18 protein-coding genes and 12 tRNA genes are annotated in these 25,820 nt (G+C 44.5%); 12 read left to right on the top strand and 18 right to left on the bottom strand.

The window, feature by feature from the left end; all coding sequences use genetic code 11:
* Positions 1–39 precede the first annotated feature (39 nt).
* Together L5L77_RS01850 and bcp are read left to right on the top strand one after the other, a co-directional pair.
* Positions 40–591 (top strand): glycine cleavage system protein R, encoded by a 552-nt coding sequence (locus L5L77_RS01850; RefSeq protein ID WP_028759648.1) that lies wholly within the window; start codon positions 40–42, stop codon positions 589–591.
* A 3-nt stretch (positions 592–594) separates the two neighbouring features.
* On the top strand, positions 595–1,062 hold the full coding sequence (gene bcp / locus L5L77_RS01845; protein WP_263221920.1) for a thioredoxin-dependent thiol peroxidase: 468 nt from the start codon (positions 595–597) through the stop codon (positions 1,060–1,062).
* Positions 1,063–1,307: 245 nt separating this feature from the next.
* On the opposite strand, the gene L5L77_RS01840 is transcribed toward bcp, so the two are convergent.
* The gene (locus L5L77_RS01840; RefSeq protein WP_113940882.1) at positions 1,308–1,925 is read right to left on the bottom strand and encodes a LysE/ArgO family amino acid transporter; all 618 of its coding nucleotides are present in this window, start codon (positions 1,923–1,925) and stop codon (positions 1,308–1,310) included.
* Positions 1,926–2,050: 125 nt separating this feature from the next.
* Between L5L77_RS01840 and L5L77_RS01835 the strand changes: the two genes are divergently transcribed.
* Positions 2,051–2,986: a LysR family transcriptional regulator ArgP gene (locus tag L5L77_RS01835; RefSeq protein ID WP_263221919.1), complete on the top strand. Its 936-nt coding sequence runs from the start codon at positions 2,051–2,053 to the stop codon at positions 2,984–2,986.
* A gap of 123 nt (positions 2,987–3,109) precedes the next feature.
* Here L5L77_RS01835 and htpX read toward each other — a convergent pair whose 3' ends face one another.
* Positions 3,110–3,973, bottom strand: coding sequence for a protease HtpX (htpX, locus tag L5L77_RS01830; protein ID WP_006082065.1), 864 nt, complete (start codon positions 3,971–3,973; stop codon positions 3,110–3,112).
* A gap of 435 nt (positions 3,974–4,408) precedes the next feature.
* On the opposite strand from htpX, the gene pepE reads away from it, so the two are divergent.
* Complete coding sequence (gene pepE, locus L5L77_RS01825) at positions 4,409–5,122, top strand: dipeptidase PepE (protein WP_263221918.1); 714 nt, start codon at positions 4,409–4,411, stop codon at positions 5,120–5,122.
* A gap of 452 nt (positions 5,123–5,574) precedes the next feature.
* A complete protein-coding gene (locus tag L5L77_RS01820) occupies positions 5,575–7,158 on the top strand; it encodes a glucan biosynthesis protein G (protein WP_249195627.1) in 1,584 nt (527 codons plus the stop codon).
* 465 nt (positions 7,159–7,623) lie between these two features.
* Here the strand turns inward: L5L77_RS01820 and L5L77_RS01815 are convergent.
* The 11 genes from L5L77_RS01815 to L5L77_RS01765 all read right to left on the bottom strand — a co-directional run bounded on the left by L5L77_RS01815 (position 7,624) and on the right by L5L77_RS01765 (position 15,411).
* Positions 7,624–7,710, bottom strand: a tRNA-Leu gene (locus L5L77_RS01815).
* A gap of 137 nt (positions 7,711–7,847) precedes the next feature.
* Positions 7,848–7,934 (bottom strand) — tRNA-Leu (locus tag L5L77_RS01810).
* A 49-nt stretch (positions 7,935–7,983) separates the two neighbouring features.
* A tRNA-Cys gene (locus L5L77_RS01805) sits at positions 7,984–8,057 on the bottom strand.
* Between the two features lie 43 nt (positions 8,058–8,100).
* Positions 8,101–8,176, bottom strand: a tRNA-Gly gene (locus tag L5L77_RS01800).
* A gap of 240 nt (positions 8,177–8,416) precedes the next feature.
* The gene (gene pgsA, locus L5L77_RS01795; RefSeq protein ID WP_028759642.1) at positions 8,417–8,965 is read right to left on the bottom strand and encodes a CDP-diacylglycerol--glycerol-3-phosphate 3-phosphatidyltransferase; all 549 of its coding nucleotides are present in this window, start codon (positions 8,963–8,965) and stop codon (positions 8,417–8,419) included.
* A gap of 47 nt (positions 8,966–9,012) precedes the next feature.
* A complete protein-coding gene (gene uvrC, locus L5L77_RS01790) occupies positions 9,013–10,842 on the bottom strand; it encodes an excinuclease ABC subunit UvrC (RefSeq protein WP_263181527.1) in 1,830 nt (609 codons plus the stop codon).
* A 103-nt stretch (positions 10,843–10,945) separates the two neighbouring features.
* Positions 10,946–11,590 carry a UvrY/SirA/GacA family response regulator transcription factor gene (uvrY, locus tag L5L77_RS01785; protein WP_006082070.1) on the bottom strand — a complete coding sequence of 215 codons (645 nt, stop codon included), beginning with the start codon at positions 11,588–11,590 and terminating at the stop codon, positions 10,946–10,948.
* A gap of 418 nt (positions 11,591–12,008) precedes the next feature.
* Positions 12,009–12,099 (bottom strand) — tRNA-Ser (locus tag L5L77_RS01780).
* A 560-nt stretch (positions 12,100–12,659) separates the two neighbouring features.
* Positions 12,660–12,750: transfer RNA gene (locus L5L77_RS01775), tRNA-Ser, on the bottom strand.
* 178 nt (positions 12,751–12,928) lie between these two features.
* Positions 12,929–14,926, bottom strand: a complete 1,998-nt coding sequence (locus L5L77_RS01770) for a methyl-accepting chemotaxis protein (protein ID WP_263185790.1) — start codon at positions 14,924–14,926, stop codon at positions 12,929–12,931.
* A gap of 394 nt (positions 14,927–15,320) precedes the next feature.
* Positions 15,321–15,411 (bottom strand) — tRNA-Ser (locus L5L77_RS01765).
* Between the two features lie 221 nt (positions 15,412–15,632).
* On the opposite strand from L5L77_RS01765, the gene L5L77_RS01760 reads away from it, so the two are divergent.
* Together L5L77_RS01760 and fabA are read left to right on the top strand one after the other, a co-directional pair.
* Positions 15,633–17,366 (top strand): AAA family ATPase, encoded by a 1,734-nt coding sequence (locus L5L77_RS01760; protein ID WP_263185788.1) that lies wholly within the window; start codon positions 15,633–15,635, stop codon positions 17,364–17,366.
* A 74-nt stretch (positions 17,367–17,440) separates the two neighbouring features.
* Positions 17,441–17,956 (top strand): bifunctional 3-hydroxydecanoyl-ACP dehydratase/trans-2-decenoyl-ACP isomerase, encoded by a 516-nt coding sequence (gene fabA / locus L5L77_RS01755; RefSeq protein WP_028759638.1) that lies wholly within the window; start codon positions 17,441–17,443, stop codon positions 17,954–17,956.
* A 122-nt stretch (positions 17,957–18,078) separates the two neighbouring features.
* On the opposite strand, the gene rmf is transcribed toward fabA, so the two are convergent.
* From rmf to rlmKL, 5 genes are all read right to left on the bottom strand, one after another.
* On the bottom strand, positions 18,079–18,255 hold the full coding sequence (gene rmf, locus L5L77_RS01750) for a ribosome modulation factor (protein ID WP_006082074.1): 177 nt from the start codon (positions 18,253–18,255) through the stop codon (positions 18,079–18,081).
* A 187-nt stretch (positions 18,256–18,442) separates the two neighbouring features.
* Positions 18,443–20,275, bottom strand: coding sequence for a DUF3466 family protein (locus L5L77_RS01745; protein ID WP_263191579.1), 1,833 nt, complete (start codon positions 20,273–20,275; stop codon positions 18,443–18,445).
* Between the two features lie 28 nt (positions 20,276–20,303).
* A complete protein-coding gene (locus tag L5L77_RS01740; RefSeq protein WP_173497384.1) occupies positions 20,304–22,229 on the bottom strand; it encodes an ABC transporter ATP-binding protein in 1,926 nt (641 codons plus the stop codon).
* A 1-nt stretch (position 22,230) separates the two neighbouring features.
* On the bottom strand, positions 22,231–22,485 hold the full coding sequence (locus L5L77_RS01735) for a glutaredoxin family protein (RefSeq protein ID WP_168827464.1): 255 nt from the start codon (positions 22,483–22,485) through the stop codon (positions 22,231–22,233).
* Positions 22,478–24,607, bottom strand: a complete 2,130-nt coding sequence (rlmKL, locus tag L5L77_RS01730) for a bifunctional 23S rRNA (guanine(2069)-N(7))-methyltransferase RlmK/23S rRNA (guanine(2445)-N(2))-methyltransferase RlmL (protein WP_263185784.1) — start codon at positions 24,605–24,607, stop codon at positions 22,478–22,480. The genes L5L77_RS01735 and rlmKL overlap by 8 nt, the downstream gene beginning before the upstream one ends.
* A gap of 257 nt (positions 24,608–24,864) precedes the next feature.
* Between rlmKL and L5L77_RS01725 the strand changes: the two genes are divergently transcribed.
* The 5 genes from L5L77_RS01725 (at position 24,865) to L5L77_RS01705 (ending at position 25,725) form a co-directional block, all read left to right on the top strand.
* Positions 24,865–24,941, top strand: a tRNA-Met gene (locus tag L5L77_RS01725).
* Positions 24,942–24,982: 41 nt separating this feature from the next.
* Positions 24,983–25,059, top strand: a tRNA-Met gene (locus tag L5L77_RS01720).
* A gap of 145 nt (positions 25,060–25,204) precedes the next feature.
* A tRNA-Met gene (locus L5L77_RS01715) sits at positions 25,205–25,281 on the top strand.
* Positions 25,282–25,426: 145 nt separating this feature from the next.
* A tRNA-Met gene (locus tag L5L77_RS01710) sits at positions 25,427–25,503 on the top strand.
* Between the two features lie 145 nt (positions 25,504–25,648).
* A tRNA-Met gene (locus L5L77_RS01705) sits at positions 25,649–25,725 on the top strand.
* Positions 25,726–25,820: the final 95 nt, after the last annotated feature.

The raw sequence follows: 25,820 nt of genomic DNA, 5'->3' as shown, positions 1-25,820 counted from the left end.
AGTTTTCGCTCTATGATATCGAAAAAGTGAGGAAAATTCATGACCAATTTCCTGGTCGTAACAGCGATGGGTCTCGACCGTCCTGGACTTGTAAGTAAACTAGCTCGACTTGCCAGTGACTGTGACTGCGATATCGTCGACAGCCGTATGGCATTATTTGGTAACGAATTTACCCTGATCATGATGTTGTCTGGCTCGTGGGCATCAATAACGAAAATTGAAAGTATGTTCCCCAGTCTCAGCGTTGAGTTAGAACTGCTGACGGTGATGAAACGCACCTCTAAACACACACCACAAAACTACCTTTCTCGCCTCGAAGTACGCTTCACGGGTAAAGACCAACGCGGCACCATTAAACGTATTACCCAGTTCCTTGCTGACAGGTCATTAGATCTTGCCGCAGTACGTTCATTTTCTGAGGAACTCCCCGGTGGTGAACAAACGCAAAATGTGTCGCTAACTATTAATATTCCTGAAAAAGTTGAACTAGAAAAGCTCGAACAGAGTATCTATCAGCTCGCCCAAGATATGACCTTAGATTGTACTATTCGTCGTATGGAAGGCACTGCCATCTTAGAGGACAGAGGATAATAGATGAATACCTTAACGGCTGGGGCAAAAGCGCCTCACTTTACACTGCAAGATCAACATGGTAACTCAGTATCGCTGGCAGACAGCCTTAAGCAAGGTCCTGTTTTAGTGTACTTTTACCCTAAAGCAGCAACCCCGGGTTGCACAGTGCAAGCCTGCGGTCTACGTGACAGTAAAGCCGAGCTCGATAGTCATAATGTCACTGTATTTGGCATTAGCCCAGATCCTGTGGCTAAGCTGGCCAAATTTGCTGAAAAACAAGCACTCAACTTCACTTTGCTGAGCGATGAAGACCACAGTGTCGCCGACGCTTTTGGGGTCTGGGGTGAAAAGAAATTCATGGGAAAAACCTATGATGGCATCCACAGATTAAGCTTCCTTATCAATACCGACGGCACCATCGCCCACGTATTCGATAAGTTTAAAACCAAAGATCACCATGAAGTCGTACTCGCGCAAATCGCGGGTTAATGACTAATATGACGACGAATACAAGGCTTCAAGCTGCTGCTTTAATCGGCAAAAAAGTGTAAACGTTGTCAGTTGATCTTGGTAGCCTGAATAAATAATCGGCAATCGATAACGAAAAGGTCCTGAAATCAGGACCTTTTTCATGAAAAATTTTCACTTTCATATCACAAGACACGGTCTAACCGAGCAAAAAAACCGCAAAAGCATTCAGCTATGCCCGTATTCTATGGCATCACAAGGTCGGTTTATCCTGCCACATAGGGCCAAATAATCGCAGCGGCAATGCTCCACATGGTTAACCAAATAAAACGGTCAAGGTAACGCCATGCCGCTGGGCGAGTAAAAATGGGCGCTAACAAACGCGCACCAAAACTTAAGCCAAAAAACCAAATAAATGATGCCAGTACGGCACCCGCGCCAAACCAAGGCCGATCGAAATCATCAAATTGAGTGCTAATGCTGCCGAGCAACACCACAGTATCAAGATACAAATGCGGATTAAGTAAACTGATCCCAAGCGTCGTCAGTACGGCTTTCTTAAATGTGTCCGCATTATCGGCCTGATCCATCTCAATGCCCTTAGCCACAAACGACGCCTTTAGCGCATTCGCACCATACCAAAGTAGAAACGCGGCGCCACCGAAACTCGCCACATGCTTAATAGTGGGAAACGACTCAATAATATGTCCTAGCCCCGCGACACCCGCAGTGATCATCAGCGCATCAATGATAGAGCAGAGCAAGGCAATCGGTAATGTGTACGAGCGCTTAATGCCTTGCTTGAGCACAAAGGCATTTTGCGCGCCCACAGCAATAATCAAACTGCCACCAATTCCCATACCCTGTATAAATGCCGCTTGCATAACCACCTCTCATGTTCGAAGAAGGCGCTAGCATAGTCAAAACAACAAAATTAATATAACTAATGTTTTTTATGTATCATAAGTAAAATTAATAACGGTCCAAACACACTCATTTGAGGATGACTATGCTGGAATACGCCAATCTCAAAGCGCTCGCCGTTGTGGTCTCGGAAGGCGGTTTCGATCGCGCCGCTAAAGTGCTGCACATTACTCAGTCAGCTGTATCACAGCGCATTCGACAACTTGAAGAAAAAGTCGGTCAGTCACTGCTTATTCGCTCCAATCCTGTGGTCGCAACGCCCACAGGTAAGCGCCTGTTGCGCCACTATTCACAGGTACAATTACTCGAGAGTGAATTAAGAGCCGAGATGGACGCCGACGATCCCAACCATCCAACCACAGTGCGCATCGCTGTGAATGCCGACAGTTTGGCCACGTGGTTTTTACCTGCGCTAGCAGGCATGTTCAGTCGCCACGCTTGGTTATTGGAATTAATTGTCGATGATGAGTCTTACACCCATCATCTATTGAAAAATGGTGAAGCGGTCGGATGTGTCACCACAACCGAAGTGCCGATGGCGGGTTGCAGCAGTGAGTTTTTAGGCACCATGGAATACCTATGTGTGGCTACGCCCGAATTTGCCGCGCGCTATTTTAGCGATCTGAGCGATACTCCATCATTTAGTGACACCTCGTCATTCAACGCCATCAACCAAGCTCAGTTAGCAAAGGCGCCAGCAGTGGTGTTCTCCACCAAAGATAAGCTGCACGAGAAGTTTCTCGCCCAGTATTTCAATATGACCCCAGGGCAATGGTGGCAACATACAATCCCCTCCTCAGAAAGCTTTTTAGAAGCGATTAACTTGAGTTTAGGTTATGGACTTGTTGGGCACTTACAAGCTAAACCATTAATCGATAAAGGGATACTGATTGAGATCACCCCTGAACGGCGCATGCGGGTGCCGCTGTTTTGGCAGCATTGGAATATCAAAGCAAAACAAACGACACTGGTTTACCGTGCCCTTGCGGCAACCGCGCAGCATAATTTGCTGCAGGCATAAAAAATCGGGCTCAAACCAAAGTTTGAGCCCGATGTTAAAAGTCTTAAATCTAATATCAAGTGAGTCTTAAGCACTCAGATTTGACATTTAAGAGTTAAGAGTTAAGAGTTAACTCACTCTTTATTAGCTCGCTCTTAACGCAGCAATACGTTTCTCTAATGGAGGATGACTCATCATCATTTCCGCCATTGAGCGTTTGCCGTTAATACCGAAGGCTGACATTTGTGCAGGCATTGCCGTACTTTCAGGGCCTTGGCGTAAACGCTCAAGCGCAGCAATCATCTTGCCTTTACCCGCTAAACGTGCCGCACCTTCATCGGCTTTGTACTCACGAATACGTGAGAAGTAAGCGACGATGATTGAAGCCAAGATACCGAATAGCATATCCAGTACGAAAACAACGGCCATGTAAGCGAACATACCTAAACCTTCGCCTTCTTCATCATTACTCGACACGAAGTTGTTGATAATACCAGCAACCACACGGGCCGCGAAGATCACGAACGTGTTCACCACACCTTGGATCAGTGTCAAGGTCACCATGTCACCGTTAGCAACGTGGCTCACTTCGTGGGCTAATACGCCTTCAATTTCATCTTGGCTCATGCCATATAACAGACCCGTGCTGACAGCCACTAATGAATTGTCTTTACTTGGACCAGTAGCAAACGCATTCATGTCAGGCGATTGATAAATCGCCACTTCTGGCATTTTAATCCCCGCTTGCTTAGCTTGACGGGCAACCGTCTCCACTAACCAACGTTCGGTACTGTCACGTGGGGTGGTGATGACTTCACAACCCATGGTCTTTTTCGCCATCCATTTTGAAATGGCTAAGCTGATAAAGGCCCCACCGAATCCAAAAATGGCAGCGAACACCAGCAGTCCACCCATAGTAGACGTGTTCACGCCTAGAATAGACATCACAATTGAGGCTACTAGCAACACAGCTAGGTTAGTCGCAATCAATAGAAATATACGCTTCATTTCAGCTCCTTTAGGGCAAGAATAGGCCATTTAACTTTGTTCAAAGACATAATATGTCCAAATCATCGAAATTCAAGTGGTAAAAGAAAAGAGTTTTTAAAATAGGTTATCTTTCTCGTATATAGACACTGCCTTTCATGGCCGAGAGTCTAGGGACAGTATATTAATCGAAACTTAAACTTATGCCCAAGCAACCTCAAGATACGAGTTTCATCGCGTTCTGAGAGCTTTAATTCAAGGCGCATCAATCACTGACTTTTGCATTGATGCAATACAGAAGTAGAATGCCCCGAACGCTCTATCTTGGTGGGGATAACTATCTTGAAAAACACCGCCGCTAGCCGTGCTAGAGCGCAATTCTGCTTTAACTCTCTATGTTTATCGGAATTAATCTTTGTTAACATACCAATACACTCCGAGATTTCAGGATACAAAATGACAATTAACGCCCTACTACTGAGCAGCTCTCGTGTCGGTGATACGCCTTATCTTGCCCACGCGATCTCTTTTATTAAACCGCTCACCGCCAACGCACAAAAATGGATTTTTATCCCCTATGCAGGGGTTAGCATGAGTTATGACACTTATTTAGCGTCTGTCGTGACTGGGTTAGCTGAGCTTGAACTCGATATTAGTGGTATTCATCAGCATCCAGACCCTAAACAAGCAATAAAAGATGCCGATGGAATTTTAATCGGTGGGGGTAACACCTTTCACCTGTTACACCAACTATATCATTATGATCTGGTCGCGCTTATTCGTGAGCAAGTCGCCCTTGGTAAACCTTATATCGGCTGGAGCGCGGGTTCAAACGTATCGGGACTGAGTATTCGCACCACTAATGATATGCCGATCATCGAACCGCCTTCGTTCAACGCATTAAACTTAGTGCCGTTCCAGCTCAATCCACACTATTCCAATTACCAAGCACCGGGCCACAATGGTGAAACCCGTGCCCAGCGATTATTAGAATTCACTAAAGTCGACCCATTAACCCCAGTGATCGGCATAGTTGAAGGCTCAGCTTTGTGGCGACAAGGAGACACACTATCACTCTTAGGTGACAAACCTGCGTATTTATTCTGTGGTGAGCAGCAAGAGATCCTAATTCCTGTGGGCAGTGACCTATCGCACTTACTCAAGTCCTAATATCCACGTTAGCATATCTAAATGGGCTCACAGTTAACACCGTGAGCCTGAATCACTCATTAGCAACAATTAAGATTAACCATTTGATATTGTAAGTTTTTAATTAACACTCTCGATTCAACTGCGCCAATTTTGTGTAAAAACGCCACTAAATTCAATGAGAACAGTGTTAGCTCAGCCAAGACAGTTTTTACTGCAGTACCAATTGCTATTACTTATCGTAAAATCACACCGCAAAGTATTGAGAACGGCACCTAAAATAGCGCCAAGCATAATTTATGTTACAAATATCTAGCTACGCAGGTAAAATTATCCCTCACCTCAGCTACTCGAATCCCACGACTGAGGATTTTATAGCAGACAAGTTATTAATATTTAGGGATTAGATAGACTGAAGCATACATTGTGCCTATGAATCAGCGTCATTTTAGTAAGGAGTTTCCATTTTGCGAATGAATCTTATGATGAATTACCCTACCGGTTATCCGGCATTACTCAAAAAACTACCTTTTGTCATCTTGACCGCCATCGTCTATGTCGTCGGCATAAACAACGTCAATGCCGCAGCGGCAGAGACAACACCAACGCCAGCACCAGAGAAGAAATCCAAAAAATTCTCCCAAGACACAGTTATTGAACTCGCTCAACAACTGTCGCAAAAGCCATTTAAAGAAGCGAAAAAAGCACCTAAAGAACTGGTTGATCTCGATTTCGCGACCTATGGCAAAATCAATTACCAAGAAAATGCCGCGATTTGGGGCGGAACGCCGACCAAATTTTCGGTACAACTTTTTGCTCCAGGCTTTCTCTATAAAAACCTTGTCGATATCGACGTGGTCGAAAACAGCAAAGCTATTCCAATTGAGCTAACAGAAGCTTCGTTCGATGTCCCTAACGACACCATTGAAAAACTCATCACTCAGGTGGGCCAATACGCGGGTGTGCGTTTACATTACCCTATCAATGATGATGAAATAAAAGATGAATTCATCATGTTTCAAGGTGCGAGCTATTTTCGCGTGCTCTCTAAAGGGCAAACCTATGGCTTGTCTAATCGTGGTTTAGCGATTGATGTCGCCCAGCCAAAAGGTGAAGAATATCCCCTGTTTAAGCGTTTCTGGGTCGAGCGCCCATCTAAATATCAGACGGCAATTGTGGTTCATGCTCTGCTAGATAGCCAAAGTGTCACTGGCGCCTATCGTTTTGGTATTTATCCCGGCGCACCATCACGTGTCGAAGTGGATGTAACCTTATTCCCACGCAAAGATATCCAGCATGTGGGTCTTGCACCGCTGACCTCTATGTTCCTCTTTGGCGGACTCGATAACTCAGATAAACCCGATTACCGCCCACAAGTACATAACTCCGACGGCCTACAAATCGATCGCGGTAATGGCGAACGCCTATGGCGCCCATTAAATAATCCTAACAAACTGCAGATCAGTGCTTTTGGCGATGAAGATATAAAGGGATTTGGTCTTATACAACGCCATCGTAAATTTGAAGACTATCAAGATCTGAGTGCAAACTATCAACTTCGACCTTCAGCATGGATTGAACCTCTCAATGATTGGGGCAAAGGCCAACTGGTGTTGCTTGAAATTCCCTCTAATGCTGAAACCAACGACAACATAGTTGCCTATTGGGAGCCGCAAGGCGGACTGAAAAAGGATCAGCCCTATAAATACTCCTATCGCATAACAGCCTCAAACGACAGCCCTTCTACGGCGTCAAAAGCACGTGTTGTCCGCAGTACTAAGGGGCAAGTGTTAGCAAAAGGCAAAGAATTACTTATCGATTTCAGTAACATCAAACCGCAAGATATTGATAAAATTATCATCGATGCCAGCATCAGCAAAGGTAAAATCCTGTCGTCTCGGATTGTCGCCCACCCGGACATCAATGGCGCTCGAGTATTTATCAGCTTCGAACCAGAAAGTACCAATGTAGCCGAACTGAGAATACAGCTTAAGAAAGACGATAAACCACTTGCAGCGACTTGGCTGTACCGCTGGAATAGCGATGATTGGCAATAAGCTGATATTCACTAGTATCATTGTCTAACAAACATAAACTGACTGAGTAAATGAATAAAAGCGCCAGTTTTTACTGGCGCTTTTTTATACCTAGGGTTTTATTTATAGGCTTACTATTTATAGGTTTTATCTCTAGCATAAATAGAACAAGCCAAGGCAAAAAACTCACGACCTGCTTTTCAGCAAACATAATCCCATACCTTATCGCTCGACTTCTCTGCCAGCATAACTACAGGCTTACTTCAAAATGACACTATCACTTAAAACATAGCACTATTGTGTGATTTTAGGGTTATTAGCCTCTCCTGATGTGCGTCGCCGCAAGGACCTCTACTAACTAAAGTAAGCAGTACGTTAAGTGTGTCAGTCAAGTTTGACCTTAACCCCCTCACGAAGAATGCCGACTAAAAGTAGAAATCTAAATGCAAAAAAGCCTCGATATAAATATCGAGGCTTTTTCTTTTTTGGTACCCGAGGCCAGACTTGAACTGGCACGCTGTTACCAGCGAGGGATTTTAAATCCCTTGTGTCTACCGATTCCACCACTCGGGCAAACGCTGAATATTAATGACGGGAATCATGTCAAAAATATTATTAACTCTAAATAATTAACGCTTTACACTAATAAATCTATTTAATAAAGCCTATTGACGATTCGGACTTTATTTTTACCATCACTATCAAAATAATGGTACCCGAGGCCAGACTTGAACTGGCACGCTGTTACCAGCGAGGGATTTTAAATCCCTTGTGTCTACCGATTCCACCACTCGGGCAAACTCTTGATATTAACGACGGGAATCGTGTCATTAATACTTTAATCTATGGAGGCGCGACCCGGAGTCGAACCGAGATCGACGGATTTGCAATCCGCAGCATAGCCATTCTGCCATCGCGCCATAGTTGCTAACTCATGTTGATAGAATTAGGCTTTAAAAATATTGGAGCGACATATCGGGTTCGAACCGATGACCTATACCTTGGCAAGGTATCGCTCTACCAACTGAGCTAATGTCGCATCTTGTTTTACTATTCACTCAGATAAACAAAGCATTTCACTTTATTACCTAGCTAATATCAAACATCAATATTGGGTATCGTTAAGACTTTGTTTGCAGACTTTGTTTGCAGACTTTGTTTGCACATTGCCTCTTGTCTACGGGGTGGCATTCTACCGATTTACCACCCAGTGTCAACCGCTGTTTTATCGATAACTTACTGCTTGCACACTAAATAATCTCTTTGATTTTTTATTGCACTATTCAGCGGTAAGATCTTTCCAAGCGGCTAAAATGTAACTCATCATTGACCAAAACGTTAATACAGCGGCGATATATAACAGTACAAATGCGGCATTAGTCATTAAAGGATTGTATTGCCAAATCAGCCCAATAATTGCCACCATTTGCGCAGCCGTCTTATATTTACCAATCCAAGACACGGCGACAGTACCACGTTTACCAATTTCAGCCATCCATTCCCTCAACGCTGAAATGACAATCTCGCGACCTATCATAAACAGGGCGGGCAACGTCAGCCAGATATTCGCGTATTGATCGACCAACAAAACTAAAGCTGTAATCACCATCAACTTATCAGCGACTGGGTCAAGAAAAGCGCCAAAACGAGTTAATTGTTTCAATTTACGGGCAGCATAACCATCTAATGCATCCGTTAACGCCGCAAGCCAAAAGGTAAATGCGGCAACAAAAGGGGTCCAGTCATAGGGTAAATAAAACAGCACCACAAAAATGGGCAGTAAAAAAAGCCTGAAAAGAGTTAATGCTATAGGTAAGTTAAACGGCATGATCAAACCAGTTAGTCAAAAGCAGCGCCAATCTTGCCTTAATTTTATCACCCTCGCAATGCATCATGAATGGTTTGTGCCATTTCTATGCTGATCCCTGGTACTTTGACTAATTCCGCCACACTTGCCCCTTTCACTTCCTGTAAGCCTCCTAAATGCTGTAACAAAGCTTTACGACGTTTAGGACCAATACCAGGGATAGATTCCAGTGTTGAAGTATTACGGGTTTTCTGGCGACGGTTACGGTGGCCAGTGATTGCAAATCGATGGGATTCATCACGAATATGTTGGATAAGGTGCAGTGCTGGCGAATCCCCTTCGAGGGAAAAGCTAGTTTCGGTATCCCCTAAGATCAAGGTTTCAAGCCCAGGTTTACGGCCCTCACCTTTCGCCACCCCAATAAGCTGCGGCGCTTTATCCAAATGAACAAACTTTTCATCCACTATCTTTTGGGCAATACGCAACTGCCCTAGTCCACCATCAATAAACAGAATGTCAGGGATTTTGCCGCCCGCTTCAATTTTATCGAAACGTCGGCTCACCGCTTGCTTCATCGCCGCATAATCATCACCCGGCGTAATACCGTCAATATTATAACGACGATACTCGCCTTTATGCGGCCCTTCTCGATTAAACACCACACAGGAGGCAACGGTGCTCTCCCCCATGGTATGACTGATATCGAAACATTCCATCCGCTGGATAGGCCCACTCAACTCTAAGATTTCTTCGAGTAACACAAAACGCTGTTCGACGGTGTTCTTATGGGACAGGCGCGTAACCACTGCATTCGTCGCATTGGTCACGGCTAAACGTAAGAAGCTCGCCCTGTCGGCGCGAACATTGGTCTTAATCGAAAACTTTTTATCTAGCGCCTCTGAAATCGCCGCTTCAAGTTCATGTAATTCTTCAAAATTATGGCTAATCACCACTTCTTTTGGAATAGTGCGTTGAATATCTGCATTTAAATAAAACTGTAGGATAAAGGAGCGTAGCACCTCATCCATATCAGTTTGGGCTGGCACTGAAGGATAATAACTACGACTGCCAAAAATTTTACCTTCGCGGATAAATAGCAGGTGGAAACAGGCGATGCCTGACGCATAATGCACCCCAATAACATCCATATCGCCTTTATTATTAGAGACTTCCTGTTGCTCGGCAACTTTACGCAGCGCCATGATCTGATCGCGAAATCGTGCAGCCTGTTCATAGGCCTGCTGCTCGGCCGCAAGTTCCATTTTATCAACCAAGGCGCTGATCACTTGCTGATCTTTCCCCTTTAAAAACAGGCTGGCTAATTTCACTTGCTCATCATAATCAGCGTTACTTACTTTGCCCACGCAGGGCGCGCTACAGCGAGACAGTTGATATTGCAAACAAGGGCGTGAGCGCGATTTGTAGTAAAGATCGTCACATTGACGAATAGGAAACAGCTTCTGCATCAAATGTAGGCTTTCACGCACAGCACCGCCATTGGGATAAGGACCAAAATAGTGGCCTTTTTCCCGCTGCGGACCACGATGATAGGCAAGCCTTGGGTGCTCATGCTGGCTTAATAAGATGTAAGGGTAAGATTTGTCATCACGCAACAACACATTGTATTTTGGCATGTATTGCTTGATGTAATCATTCTCAAGCAACAGAGCATCTGTTTCACTGTGGGTCAGCGTCACATCAATATGGTGAATATGTGAAACTAAGGCTTGGGTCTTAACATTACCGAGGTTTTTACGAAAATACGAGGTGAGCCGTTTTTTAAGATCTTTGGCTTTACCCACATAAATGACGTCATTTTTGACGTCATACATGCGATAAACCCCAGCGGAGGATGAAACAGTACGTAAGAAACTTTGGGCGTTAAATTCATTAGACATCATTCACACCCACAGTTTTGGAGACTTAACACAAACAACATAGGAACATATAACCCAAGAACTCGCTAGATTAAAGTCATCGACCAACGCAATCCACTTCCCATTAAAAATGGCCAGCATCCAACATCTTATAGCGAATAGCTAACCGCGTTAGTTCGACATCACCACTGATCCCCAGCTTAGCAAATAAACGATAACGGTAACTGTTAACGGTTTTAGGACTTAAGTTCAGTTGCTCAGAAATATCGTTAACCTTCTCGCCATTGGTGATCATCAACATGATCTGTAACTCGCGCTCGGACAAAGACTTAAACGGGTTTTCATCGGCAGGATTAAACTGACTCAGCGCCATCTGTTGGGCAATTTCTGGGGACAAATAACGTTGTCCGCGAGAGACCTGACGTATCGCTTGCAATACTTCCGGCGGCGTCGCTCCTTTTGTTAAATAGCCCGAAGCACCAGCCTGCATCACCTTACTTGGGAACGGATCTTCCGTGTGTACAGTTAATACAATAATTTTTGCATGGGGTTGATATCGTAAAATTTTTCGAGTGGCTTCCAATCCGCCCATCCCAGGCATATTCATATCCATTAAGATCACATCCGCTTCATTTTGGCGAGCCCACTGCACAGCAGTCTCACCATCAGGGGCTTCGCCCACGACTTTGATCCCACGTTCATCTTCCAAGATGCGGCGGATCCCAGTTCTCACAAGCTCATGATCGTCAACCAAATATATCGAAATCAACTTAACCCACCTTTTACAATTTACAGCTCGATCCGTGTGTTAGAAAAAGCAACATGGCAAACGGATAACGAGTTCATAGGGCTAATTTAGCCCAACAACCCCATTTCGCAAAGCATAAATTCAACATTGTTAACTAGATGATATTTAAAGGAAGGATTCCAGAATAGCATACCAATAAAAAGCGTTTAAAAACGAAGCAATAACCCCAGAATGACCAGCCTAAAATCCCTGTTAAATCGATATCAAAATATCCAGCAAATATAGACAATTTTTCAGTTCAAGAAAAACAAAAGGCCATCATTACTGATAGCCTTTCACGTGAAAATAGCAGAAGAGATACGCTTAGAATGGAGAACCCTAGTTCAAATTTCACATACAAAAAAGGCCATGAATAAACATGGCCTTTTTTGTAAAAATATGGCGGAGGAGCAGGGATTTGAACCCTGGGTGGGCTATAAACCCACGCCGGTTTTCAAGACCGGTGCATTAAACCACTCTGCCACCCCTCCGAACGAGCGAGATAATAGCTATCTCTGTCGCCACTGTAAACTTAAATTTATGGTTAATAGTGTTGATTGACTATTTCATATTCACTTAAATCGAAAGCCGTGAACAACAAAGGGCTTAGGATGAGGAACCTTGGTTCAAATTGCACGAACAAAAAAGGCCATCATTACTGATGACCTTTCCCGTGAATATGGCGGAGGAGCTGCGCTTCAAATCAAGAACCCAAGAGTTCAAACATATTTAGTCAAAATGCCGCTAATTGCTTAGCGGCATTTTGACTAAATATGTCGCAGGAGCTGAACTTAGAATGAGGAACCTTAGTTCAAATTAAACAAACAAAAAAGGCCATCATTACTGATGACCTTTCCCGTGAATATAGCGGAGGAGCTGCGCTTCAAATCAAGAACCCAAGGGTTCAAACGGTATGAATGCAAAATGCCGCTAATTGCTTAGCAACATTTTGACTAAATATGCCGCAGGAGCTGAACTTAGAATGAGGAACCTTGGTTCAAATTGCACAAACAAAAAAGGCCATCATTACTGATGGCCTTTCTCGTAAATATGGCGGAGGAGCAGGGATTTGAACCCTGGGTGGGCTATAAACCCACGCCGGTTTTCAAGACCGGTGCATTAAACCACTCTGCCACCCCTCCGAACGAGCGAGATAATAGCTATCTACTACTCTGCTGTAAACCCTTAATTTAAAGAAACAATCTACATGGTCAATCTACATCCAATCCGCTTAAAAATATCGCGTTATTCAACTTATCTTTGAATCCCTTATCAGTTGAAGCGCCATTTTAAGGTGGCACACTTCACACTATATTAAGACTAAGCTCGATTGATATTGATTAAACGGTCAGATAGTTTCTGCATCTCAAGGCTTAACACATCAAGCGCCGTTGCATCGAGGGAGTTATCTTCACTAATGCTATTTATTCGCACTGCCAACTCATTAATCTCTTGAGTGACTTGGCTTTGCTGCTGAGCAGCTAACGCGATTTGTTGGGCACGCTGTGAAATATCATCGAAACTTTGTACGGTACTCGATAGAGAATTGGCAGCGCCCTCGGCCTCCGCAACCGCATGGACAGTGCGGGACTCCCCAGCTTGCATTGCTTGCACAGCGAGGCGCGAAGCCGATTGCAAAGCGTTAATCATGGTACTAATTTCATTGGCGGAATCTTGAGTTCGCCCCGCAAGGGTTCGAACTTCATCAGCAACGACTGCAAAACCACGACCCTGATCGCCCGCTCTAGCTGCCTCAATTGCCGCATTGAGAGCGAGCAAATTAGTCTGCTCAGAAATCGCCTTAATCACATCTAATACAGCACCCACCTTTTGACTGTCTTGGGCCAATTGGGATATAACCTTAGTTGCGTTGGCAATTTCTCCTGATAATGCCTCAATAGAAGTATTGCTGGCTGCAACACGGGTTTGCCCTTCTCGCACTACAATCAAAGACGATTGCGCAGTTGCAGCACAATCATTGGTATTATTCGCGACTTCCATGGCGCTTGAAGACATTTGCGTTATCGCAGCGGCTAATTGTGCACTCTCCAGCCGCTGTTGCTCTGCGCGCTGAGCTAACTTACGGCTAAGTCCGCTTAATTGCGTTGCCTCAAATTGAATTTTCTTCGCTTCTTGAGTGATCAGATCTAACATTGCCCTTAACGTCCCTGCATAGGTGTTTACGGCTCGGCGCAAAGCGCCAATCTCATCATCCCGCTGAATTTGCAGCTCAACATTCGCCCCCAAACTACCGCTCCCAAGGGAAGCAATTTGATCTGTGGTTTCCTCAAGTTGCGCCAACAGTTTTTTACCCGATAACCAAGCCAGAGAAAGTAAAATGGTGAGCAATGGTAATAAAAACAATAAAATATCAAAGGTTAGCTCACGGGCAAGCCCTGTAACTCGCGTTTTAGGCGTCACAAGGCCAATCACCCATCCGGTATCAGGCATCACAAAAAGGCTCACTTCACTCGCCTGATTAAGTCTTCCATCCTTATTTAAGCTTACAGACACCACTTTGTTGATTGAGGTTTGCTTAAGTGCAGTTTCAACGGGGGCAAGCCAAGGTAACTGCGCGACGATATCCGTAAAACGTAACATAGTGTCGGACTTATTCGTTTCAGGAAAATGTAAGATATTACCCGCTTGGTCTAAAGCGAAAGCATAACCGTCAGTTACATTGCCATGTTCTGTTAAAAATTTGGCTAAATCATCAAGTTTTAAATCTATCGTTGCGACCCCAGCAAATGTCCCCGTGAGACGATATGGCACACTGCATGTCACCATAGCCACCTTTGTAACCGGATCTTGATAAGCCTCTGACCATAAACATTGAGATACTGAGCTAGTCCGCGCGCCCGTATACCAAGGATCATTATGATACCCAGGGCCAGATGGCGCATTATAGTCATCCGAATAAGCCAGTAGATTATCGCTACCACGGGCCCAGAAAAAACTGTGGCGGACACTCCCAGCGACGAATTTATCTGGCTCAGGCCAGATCCCACCCCCAGCAATAGTGAGATCGCCATTGTTATCAATTAGATTAGGTAAAGAATTAAGATAAAGAGCTTGCTCGTGGGGCAACACTTCGGCGAGGTGTGCAAGGCTTAAAGTAATCCCCTCAATGCTTGCCAACTTAAGGGCGAGTTGCCTTACGATACTGCTACCCGTTTGCTCAATTAACTCTTGACTCGCCGCCACCACTCGAGGCTGCCCTCGAAGTGACATAACACCAAAAACCGCGAGCCCGGTCAGTAGAAGCAGCACTACACTGCCCATTGTGAGCCGCTGCGAAATACGTGTAGGTAACAACATAGCTTTCTCTACTTAAAATAAGTCACCCAGATGGGAGAATTGCTCGGCCGTATGATCCAAGACTGTCGAGAATCATACGTCGCACCATCCTAGTGCAAATTTTAAAGGCCATAAAAACCATTAACTTGGCCACAAACTTAGTGTAGACCATAAATGAGAAGCGCGGATAAAAAAGCCCATCATTACTGATGGCCTTTCTCGTGAATATGGCGGAGGAGCTCCGCTTCAAATCAGGAACCCAAGGGTTCAAATTGCACAAACAAAAAGGCCATCATTACTGATGGCCTTTCTAGTGAATATGGCGCAGGAGCTGCACTTCAAATCAGGAACCCAAGGGTTCAAACTGTATAAATGCAAAAAGCCGCTAATTGCTTAGCGGCTTTTTGACTAAATATGGCGGAGGAGCAGGGATTTGAACCCTGGGTGGGCTATAAACCCACGCCGGTTTTCAAGACCGGTGCATTAAACCACTCTGCCACCCCTCCGAACGCCGAAAATAGTATAAGTATACCGCTAACTTGTAAACCTCAATTTTTAAATATCGAGTCAAATGCTCAACTTATGTTCACCCCGATGTTTTTTACAACAAATACATGACCAGTTTCAACGAATAATCGAGTAAACAGACGTAAAAACACCTATACAGTGAGAGACTTGTCGTCTTGGTATGGTAAAATCACTGCAACTTTTCACGGTAAATGCTTATATGAATTCACTCTTGATACCCACGTCTTCACTCGCACCTGAATTTAGCCTGCCAACCCTTCCCGAAACGGCTGACAATCTAAGCGCATTACTCTTAGGACAAGAGCGTGCTGTGGATGCGTTTAAACTCCACCAAGCTATTGTCGATCAGCACTTGTATCTAGCTGATTTCCCGAGCATTGACCGCCAATTAATGATCCAAGCCTGTATTGATAGCCTAGCGCCGTTATCTCCAGCTTATTTAGTGGCAACACGCCCGACTGATAAAGCGGTAACATTTCAGTGGCAATCAGAGAAACCACTAGAAAATCAGGTCAGTATTGCCGAAAAAACGACTCGCTATCGCTACCTCAGTGGTAATATTCGCCGTGTAGACCTCATTGGCCGTATGGCACAAACAGGAACAACAAGCCAGTATCAAGCTGGTGCTCTGGCCGAATGTCATTATGTATTTATTTGCGCCGAGTCACTTTGGAAACGTGAAGGTTTATGGGAATTAGTGATGCAAATCCTAACCCATAAAGCGTATCAGATTAGCAATAACTTAAGTCCTATCCCGCTCAATTGTAAAATTGTCCTTATCGGTGCAGGAATGATTTATAGCCAAGTCAGAACTGAGGATTGGCAATTTCAACGTCACTTTACCCTACTAGCAGAACTCGCTAGCGAAATCGACTTGGTCCGCTATACAGAGTCACAATACGTCGCATGGTTGCAAGCGGTTGCACAAAGTGTCGAGGTCACTCTAGAACAATCAAGCCTAGCGCCACTTTTTCGTTATAGTGCACGGTTAACCGAACATCAGCGCCGCCTCAGTTTGTCTATGCTCGAGTTTGCCCAACTGATGGTACAAGCTAAAGCCTATTGTGGTAAACCGAGTATCAATGCGAGCAGTATTGAGCTCGCGTTAGCCCAAGCCAACTATCGTCATAACAGCTCGGAAGAGTATTCAGGTCAAAGCTTCGATGACAACTTCATAAATCTGCCAACTTCGGGTGCTATGGTAGGTCAGATCAATGGCTTAACTGTCATTGATGCCATCGATTACAGTTATGGTGAGCCTGCGCGGATCACGGCATCTGTTCACTATGGTGATGGTGAAGTCGCCGATATCGAAAGAAAATCTGAACTTGGTGGCAATATACATGCCAAAGGAATGATGATCCTTTCTGCCTGCTTGTACCGTATCTTTGGGCGAGATGCACCATTACACCTAAATGCCAATATCGTTTTCGAGCAATCCTATCAAGAAATTGATGGTGATAGCGCATCACTCGCCGAATACTGCTGTTTGATGTCAGCGATTGCCGAACAACCCATTATTCAGTCACTGGCAATAACTGGTGCATTGGATCAATTTGGTAATGTGCAAGCGATTGGTGGCATCAACGAGAAAATTGAAGGCTTTTTTAATCTGTGTGAACGTCGTGGTCTCACGGGAGAACAAGGCGTCATCATGCCCAAATCGAACGTGTTACAGCTTAACCTCAATCCCAAAGTGATTACAGCTGTAGGCAAAGGCTTATTTCACCTCTATGCAATCGAGCATATGGACCAAGCTGTTGAGCTATTAATGCAAATGCCTGCGGGTGTAGCCGATGAAGATAATGATTTTCCACATGATTCATTATACGGCCTTGTGCAGGAACGATTAGACAAGCTCGCAGGAAATGGCGAGGAGGAAATCGGCATAATCACGAGATTACTCGCAAAATTGGGATTTTTTCGCCGCTAATTAGCTGATCGGAGTTGTTTAGCTTACACGTGTTCGCTAATCTTGGCGACTCTTATTGCTGGAGTAGTAAAACAATGAACAAAGCAAACAGTTTCAATAAAGAAGAACTCATCGCCTGTGGCCATGGGAAATTATTTGGTCCAAACTCACCTCGTCTGCCTGTCGATAACATGCTGATGATAGATAGAATCGTTACTATCAATGATAATGGCGGTGAGTTTGGCAAAGGTGAAATTGTCGCTGAACTCGATATTAATCCAGACTTATGGTTTTTTGACTGCCACTTTATTACCGACCCGGTAATGCCTGGCTGTTTAGGGCTTGATGCCATGTGGCAACTCGTTGGCTTCTATTTAGGCTGGGAAGGCGCAGAAGGCAAAGGACGTGCTCTGGGTGTAGGTGAAGTAAAGTTTACTGGTCAAGTATTACCAGGCGCTAAGAAAGTCACTTATAAACTCAATATCAAGCGTACTATTCACCGTAAACTGGTGATGGGTATTGCCGATGCAATCCTTGAAGTTGATGGCCGTCAAATCTACAGTGCAACCGATCTTAAAGTCGGTGTCTTTAGCGATACGTCTACATTCTGATCAGTCTTACTCCAATACACTGAAGATATCAGTACTGCAGATATAAAAATGCCCTCATCTGAGGGCAATATGCTGCATTACTTTGCTTGTTCTGGGCTATTTAATTAATGAGTAAAACTCAATTATTTATTAAATAACCCATTAACTCGGCCATCCACACCTTCACGCCAACCGCCTAACCACTGCGATCGCGAATCAAGATTTGCATATGGACAGAGCTCCTTAGAGCGTCCACCAACCCCAGCTTGGAATCCTTTTGAAAAAGCTCTGTCTAAACGATCTCGTTTTTGTCTTTTCATGCAAGCGTCCTCTGTTCTACATAAAATAGAAGCAAAAGCTTCACCCATAGAAATAGTGCTTTTTGACGCCAAGATCAATCAAAAAATCGGCTATTATACTGACTATTTATTAAACTATTGAGATCTTAGCTAAAAAAAATCGAGGCATTTCGCCTCAATTTTTCTAGTCTGAATTGAAGCTTAAAACTTAACGAATTCGACGACGGAACCACACCAATGGCAAGGCAAATAACCAAGCTAACGTTGCCGCACCAGAACGCTCAAAATTACCGGTATCGGTGCTATCTTCAACAGTACAAGCTTCACCACTGGTAGCCGGTTTAAGTACAACCATACGTGGAACATAAGCCGTTACAGGCTCGCCACTACCACTCAGCTCAAATAGCGGTAAGCCATTTTCACCAATAACTATGTTGCCATCTTTATCAAATTGATAAGAAGGTTTACGAATAAAAGCCGTACCTACGATAGTGCCATCTTCGTTGATACTCGTACCTTCAACCACTAAAATATCAGCGTTATATTGAAGAATTTTACCCGAGCCATCTTGAACTTCGACCTGATGACGTGCCCAGCTACCGTCGTTTGATTTTTCATAACCCTTAGACTCGCAGGTCAGCAATTTATTGATATTGCTAAACTCACCCGTCGACTTCTCATACAGGAAACCCGCTTTGGGGCGTGGCTTCTCTTTATCGTAAGTCGTTTCAACGTAACCAACTACTTGACCTTTATTATTAATATCCTTGGGTTTACTCGAAAGATCCGTTGCCGTTGAGGCAAAATCATTAGGGGTTACATAGCCAACATCGGGTGTATTAGTATCAAAATAGAAAAACTTGTCGCGCAAATAACCTTGAATATAGCTACGATAACTACCAACAAGAATACCACTATCATTGATGTCATAGGCAATGGAACTTGAAATCGATTCGCCCATTGGGATCCAGTGGTATTTATAATTACCTTCGGCATCCTTAGCCCAATAAGCCGCATCTTGGTGCAACTTATCTGTATTGTTATTACGATAAACGTGCGAACGACCAACAACCACGCCGTTATCATTCACGCCGAGCGCCTGAGCAGTAAAGGTTAAAGTGTTATCAGCTTTAGGCGTTAACCCTAAAGGCAACTCAATTCCCGTAGCGATATTATTGTCGATTTGCCATACATAGGCACGGGTCTGGTACTGAATGTTACGCGTACCCGTTGTATTCGGATATTGCTCACGTTGTACACAAATATCCAACGGCAAAGTATTATCCGAGCCTAAACAATAATTAACACGATCACTACCATATTTACTGATAGCAGTACTGGCATAACCAGCCACTAAGTTATTATTATTAATAGCTGTAGCAGCAGACCATCCACCTAACTCTGCGGTTTTAGTCTTATCAGCATTAACAAATTGCGTGTAAGGAGGAACTAATGGAATTTCAGTGCTACCCACTTTTACAACACCGCGGAACTCATAGTCGCGGTAATACCAATAATCATCGGTAACATCAGTAGTGGCAGTGTTCTGTGTTTTCTTTTCAGGCGCAGTCATGCTGCCCACTTTAATACCGGCATCATTAATACCGTAATAAAAGGTATCAACAGAGTTAATCACAGCAGTATCATTTGGCGGTGTAGTACCATTAATGCTGTCGAATGTCGGTAACCAAGCCCCAGCTGCACCATTTTCTGCAGCAATAAAAGCAAAGTTATTTGCAACAATAGCAGCGGTAATAGAATAAGTAATGGTTTCTTCTGGTGCGATACCGTCGGCAACATCAATCACACCGCCTTCGACATCTGAACTGCTGAGTTTTTTCTTACCCTTTGAAATACCGACTAATTCACCACTAGCATTTACACCTAAAGCATAACCGTTACGAGTGCCTTCAAGCGTGCCCTGCAGGTCATAATTATCGATATTAACGATTTCATAGACAGGTGCAGCATGGGCACTGTTTAATACACCAAGGACACCTAAGGCAACCAAGGAAAGGGCTTTATCCAACTTTGACTTCATTAATTCTATTCCCATTTTTATTATTGGTTTACTTCAGTGACTCAAGCTCTTCCCAACGCTCGAAGCAAACTTCCAATTGCTTTTCTTTATCAGCCAACTGACTCAATACCTGATTGACTTTATCCTGCGCCTGACTATAAAAGTCTGAATGTCCAATAGTGGTCTGCAATGCGAGAATTTCTGCCTCCAATTGCTCCATCACATTAGGTAGCGACTCTAACTCACGCTGTAGCTTATACGACAGTTTTTTTACCGCTTTCACAGGTTCTGCAGTTTTAACTTCAACGGGTTTAGTTTCAACCGCAGGAGCTTCGACCGCCTTTTGTGAACTAGGTTCCTCAGAATAAAACTTTGCCCCTTGGTTCACGGCATCTTGATAACCACCTACATACTCGCTCCAATGGCCATTACCCGCATACCACCAGCTACTGGTCACAGTATTGTCGATAAATGCCCTATCATGGCTCACTAGCAACAACGTACCTTGGTATTCAGTGAGCAACGACTCTAGCAATTCTAAGGTCTCAATATCAAGATCGTTAGTTGGCTCATCGAGAATGATTAAGTTTGCAGGGCGAATTAATAACTTAGCCAATAACAAACGGTTCTTCTCACCACCCGACAGCGCTTTCACTGGCGTTCTGGCACGCATAGGCGAGAACAAGAAGTCCTGCAAATAACTTAAAATGTGGCGGTCTTGACCATTGATCGTGATGGTCTTTTTACCTTCACCAACGTTATCTTCAACGGTTTGCTCAGGATCTAACGCTTCACGATATTGGTCGAAATAAGCGATTTCTAACTTAGTACCGACTTTAATTTCGCCCGATTGCGGTTGCAGCTTCTCGATTAACAGCTTGATCAAGGTTGATTTACCACAACCGTTTGGCCCAATCAGCGCAATACGGTCACCGCGGATAACCGTCGTATTAAAGTTTTTAACCAGATTTTTATCGGGCAGATTGAAGTTAAGATCGGTCACATCAAAGACTAACTTACCAGAACGTTCAGTATCCGATACTGCCATTTTAGCATTGCCTTGACGATTCAGACGTTCACTTCGCTCTTCACGTAACGCCTTAAGTGCGCGAACTCGACCTTCGTTACGGGTACGTCTGGCTTTCACGCCTTGACGGATCCACACTTCTTCATCGGCGAGACGCTTGTCAAACAAGGCATTTTTCTCGGCTTCGACGCGCAGCCATTCTTGCTTACCATCAAGATACATTTGATAGTTGCCCGGCCATGAGGTCACCACACCACGGTCTAAATCGACAATCCGCGTCGCCATACGGGCAATAAAGCCCCTATCGTGGCTGATAAAGACGATAGCGCCTTGATAATCGAGTAAAAACTTTTCAAGCCACTCGATAGTGTCTATGTCTAAGTGGTTGGTCGGTTCATCAAGTAACAACAGATCTGGCTCGCTCACCAGTGCTCTGGCTAACGCCACTTTACGCTGCCAACCACCCGATAACTCGCTCAAGGATTTGTCAGGATCGAGTCCTAATAATTCGCAGTTTTGTTGGATACGAGAATCTAGCTGCCATCCATTATAGTGGTCTAAGGTTTCTTGCAGACCTTGCATTTCATTCAGCATACGATCCATTTGCTCGGGATCGGCATGGGCCACATCGTGGGACAATTGATGATAACGCTCAAGCGCCTCGCCCACTTCCTTTAATCCCGCAGCAATATAAGCGTATACCGTGCCTTGCTCAGCCTTTGGCGGATCTTGTTGTAGACGGCTAACGGTCACATTACCAGCGATGTTGAATTCGCCTTCATCCAGCAGTACATCACCAGATAACACTTTTAATAAACTCGACTTGCCAGCACCATTACGGCCAACAATACACACGCGCTCGCCGCGTTGAATAGTAAAATCCGCTTTTTGTAACAACGGAGTGTAACCATAGGCTAAAGAGCCACTATTGATACGAACCAGACTCAAACTAAGCTCCTGTAAACTCTTGTAATTGCGTTGCGTTAAATGGCCAATGTAATTCTCTACCATCCCAAGCTTTAAGCACAGGGATCGATACGCCATAACGCTGCGCGAGGTATTCATCGTCACAAATATCTATGGCCCGATAGCCAATGTCAGCCGCGTCCAGTAAGGCCGCGGCCAGTTCACACAGATGACATCCCTCTGTGTGATATAGCAGATAATGCCTGTTATCTAATTCTGCTTGAGTCAACTCAGGCATGGGTGATAAGCCAAGTATTATGAATATGTGGATTACGTTTGTAGTCCATAGGCAAAGTCACGTCATCAATGTTCTTCACATTAATGTTCATCTTTGTCAGCGCCTCTATGTCCATCTTAAACTTACGTTTATTGTTAGAGAACACTAGCTCGCCCGTTGGGCTTAGCAGTTTCACTAAGGATGCCAGTAAGTTCACATGGTCTCTCTGCACATCGAATGAATCTTCCATCCGCTTAGAATTTGAGAAGGTCGGCGGATCGATAAAAATCAGATCGTACTGTTCACGGCAATCACGGATCCACTGCATGCAGTCAGATTGAACAAACTCATACTGCTTACCTTGCAGTCCATTGAGTGCAAAGTTGTCCTTCGCCCAAGCAATATAGGTATTGGACATATCCACCGTTATCACCGATTTAGCCCCACCGAGCGCCGCATGCACAGAAGCAGAACCTGTGTAAGAGAACAGGTTAAGTACACGGCGTCCCTTAGATTTTTGACCGACTAAACGGCGTGTCAATCTGTGATCGAGGAATAAACCTGTATCCAAATAACCGGTTAAGTTCAGTTTGAACTTAGCGCCATATTCGGTAGTGATAAGCTCTAACTTACGCTCATCCAGCTTTTGATACTGACTCGTGCCCTTTTGACGCTCACGGGTCTTCATGATCATCTTGTTCGGATTGATACCAATGGCCGACGGCAGTGCTAACAAAACATCGCTTAAACGACGCTTGGTTACGGCTTCAGGTATAGTTGCTGGCGCCATATATTCTTGAATAATCACGTAATCTAAGTATTTATCTACTGCGACGTTATATTCAGGAATGTCGGCATCATAAATACGATAGCTGTCGATGCCTTCTTTCTTCGCCCATTTCTCTAATAACTTGGCATTTTTCTTAATGCGGTTAGCAAATGCAGGGGCGATATCGGCAATGTCGACGCCGTCTGGCAGCACTGGTGTATCACGACGCGTACTGGTCGCATGCAAGGTATAAATGTTAAAGGCACATTCTAGGGCACCGTTGAACATCTTCATCTGTTTGTCGGCTTTAAGCTTAAGTGATGATACAAGCTCGATATCACTACACAGCATGGCCACTTTCCAGCCGCCAAACTCTTTCTTAAACTTGTCACCTAGCTGATAGTAAAGCTGCAATAACTCAGACACATTGCCTAAACGTTCACCATAAGGTGGGTTAGTGATCAAATATCCACTTTCTGCAGGCGGCGTTATCGTCAACGCATCTGCAACTTGAAACTCGATTAACTCGAGTACACCGGCATTTTCGGCGTTACGTTTGGCTAACGCGACTAAGCGCGAATCGATATCTGAGCCGTAAAATTTAATCTCACAACGTTTCACGCCTAGTGAGGCACGCGCTTTTGCTTCTTCAACAATTTCTTGCCACACAGCTTTATCATGACGACGCCAATGTTCAAACCCAAAACGGCTACGCTGTAAGCCTGGTGCAATATCGGCCGCCATTAAAGCCGCTTCAATCAGCACAGTTCCACTACCACAGAAAGGATCGAGCAAGGTCGAAGGCGCTGCTTGCCAGCCACTGCGTACTAACATGTTGGCGGCTAAGTTTTCCTTCAGAGGCGCTTCACCAGTAGTAGAACGATAGCCACGTTGATGCAATGATGGACCAGAGAAGTTCATCGCAATCGTGATTACGCCATTACGAAAATGGGCATCAACTTTAAAGTCAGCATCGACGCGTGACACATTTGGGCGCTCAACGTCATCGTCCCGAAATCTATCCACAACCGCGTCTTTAATCTTGAGTGCGCCGAACTGTGTGTTATTAATAAAACCACCCGTACCATGAAAATCGATACTAAAAGTGCTTTTATTGGAAAAATGCGCCGGCCAATCGACGCAATAGGCGGCATTATAAAGTTGCTCTGCCGACTCGCAGCTGCCTTTATAGATAACCAACACGATACGGCTGGCTAAACGTGTCCATAAAGTAATCCGATACGCTAAAGCTAAGGGGGCAGTGAAATACACACCAGCAACACTCTCTTTTACTTCAGTCGCACCAAATTCTGTCAGCTCTTGGGCTAAGCTATATTCAAAGCCCTTAGGGGCGGCGGCAAAAAAATTAAGCATGGGATAATCAGTACGCAGTCAAAATCAAAGCGACATTATACCTGCTCGAATACATAAAAGATAAACAGTTATTAGCCGAAACCTCATTTAGTCTCATCCTCGACCTAAGATAATCAACGAAAAATCCCTAACTTATGTTTAAATTGTATGAAAGCCCCCCACTCCGCTTTATATTTAAGCGTTCACCACCTTTTTCGATCTTCGTCCTTGCAATGCCAAGGCGCTGCCGTTATAGTCTGCCCCGCTTTGAAGACGGACGCGGGATGGAGCAGCATGGTAGCTCGTCGGGCTCATAACCCGAAGGTCGTAGGTTCAAATCCTGCTCCCGCAACCATTTAAAAGCAAAATAGTAAAGTAATACAGATAGATATCGGACGCGGGATGGAGCAGCATGGTAGCTCGTCGGGCTCATAACCCGAAGGTCGTCGGTTCAAATCCGGCTCCCGCAACCACTTTCTATATGTGTTTATAACGAGAAACAGCTTATCGGGCTCAACTCCTTATAAACAACAGGCGAAGGTAGTCAGTTAAAATACGACTCCAGCAACCAATTCTTAGATGACAGAATTAAAATAGTTATTAACAGCAACAATCGGACGCGGGATGGAGCAGCATGGTAGCTCGTCGGGCTCATAACCCGAAGGTCGTCGGTTCAAATCCGGCTCCCGCAACCACTTTATATATGTGCTTATAACGAGAAACAGCTTATCGGGCTCAACTCCTTATAAACAACAGGCGAAGGTAGCCAGTTCAAATCAGGCTACTGCAACCAATTCTTAGATGACAGAATTAAAACAGTTATTAACAGCAATAATCGGACGCGGGATGGAGCAGCATGGTAGCTCGTCGGGCTCATAACCCGAAGGTCGTCGGTTCAAATCCGGCTCCCGCAACCAATTTCTATATGTGTTTATAATGAGAAACAGCTTATCGGGCTCAACTCCTTATAAACAACAGGCGAAGGTAGTCAGTTCAAATCCGGCTCACGCAACCAATTCTTAGATGACAGAATTAAAACAGTTATTAACAGCAACAATCGGACGCGGGATGGAGCAGCATGGTAGCTCGTCGGGCTCATAACCCGAAGGTCGTCGGTTCAAATCCGGCTCCCGCAACCAATTCTCTTTAATAAAAGAGAAAAACAACCAGCACAAGCTGGTTTTTTGTATCTAAAATTCGTAATAACTCTCTGTAAAATCCTAACCAGATCACC

This window comes from Shewanella sp. SM29 (assembly GCF_025654245.1).
Lineage (GTDB): Bacteria > Pseudomonadota > Gammaproteobacteria > Enterobacterales > Shewanellaceae > Shewanella > Shewanella oncorhynchi.
The sequence above is the reverse complement of the archived record's forward strand: the minus strand, read 5'-3'. Positions and strand labels throughout refer to the sequence as shown.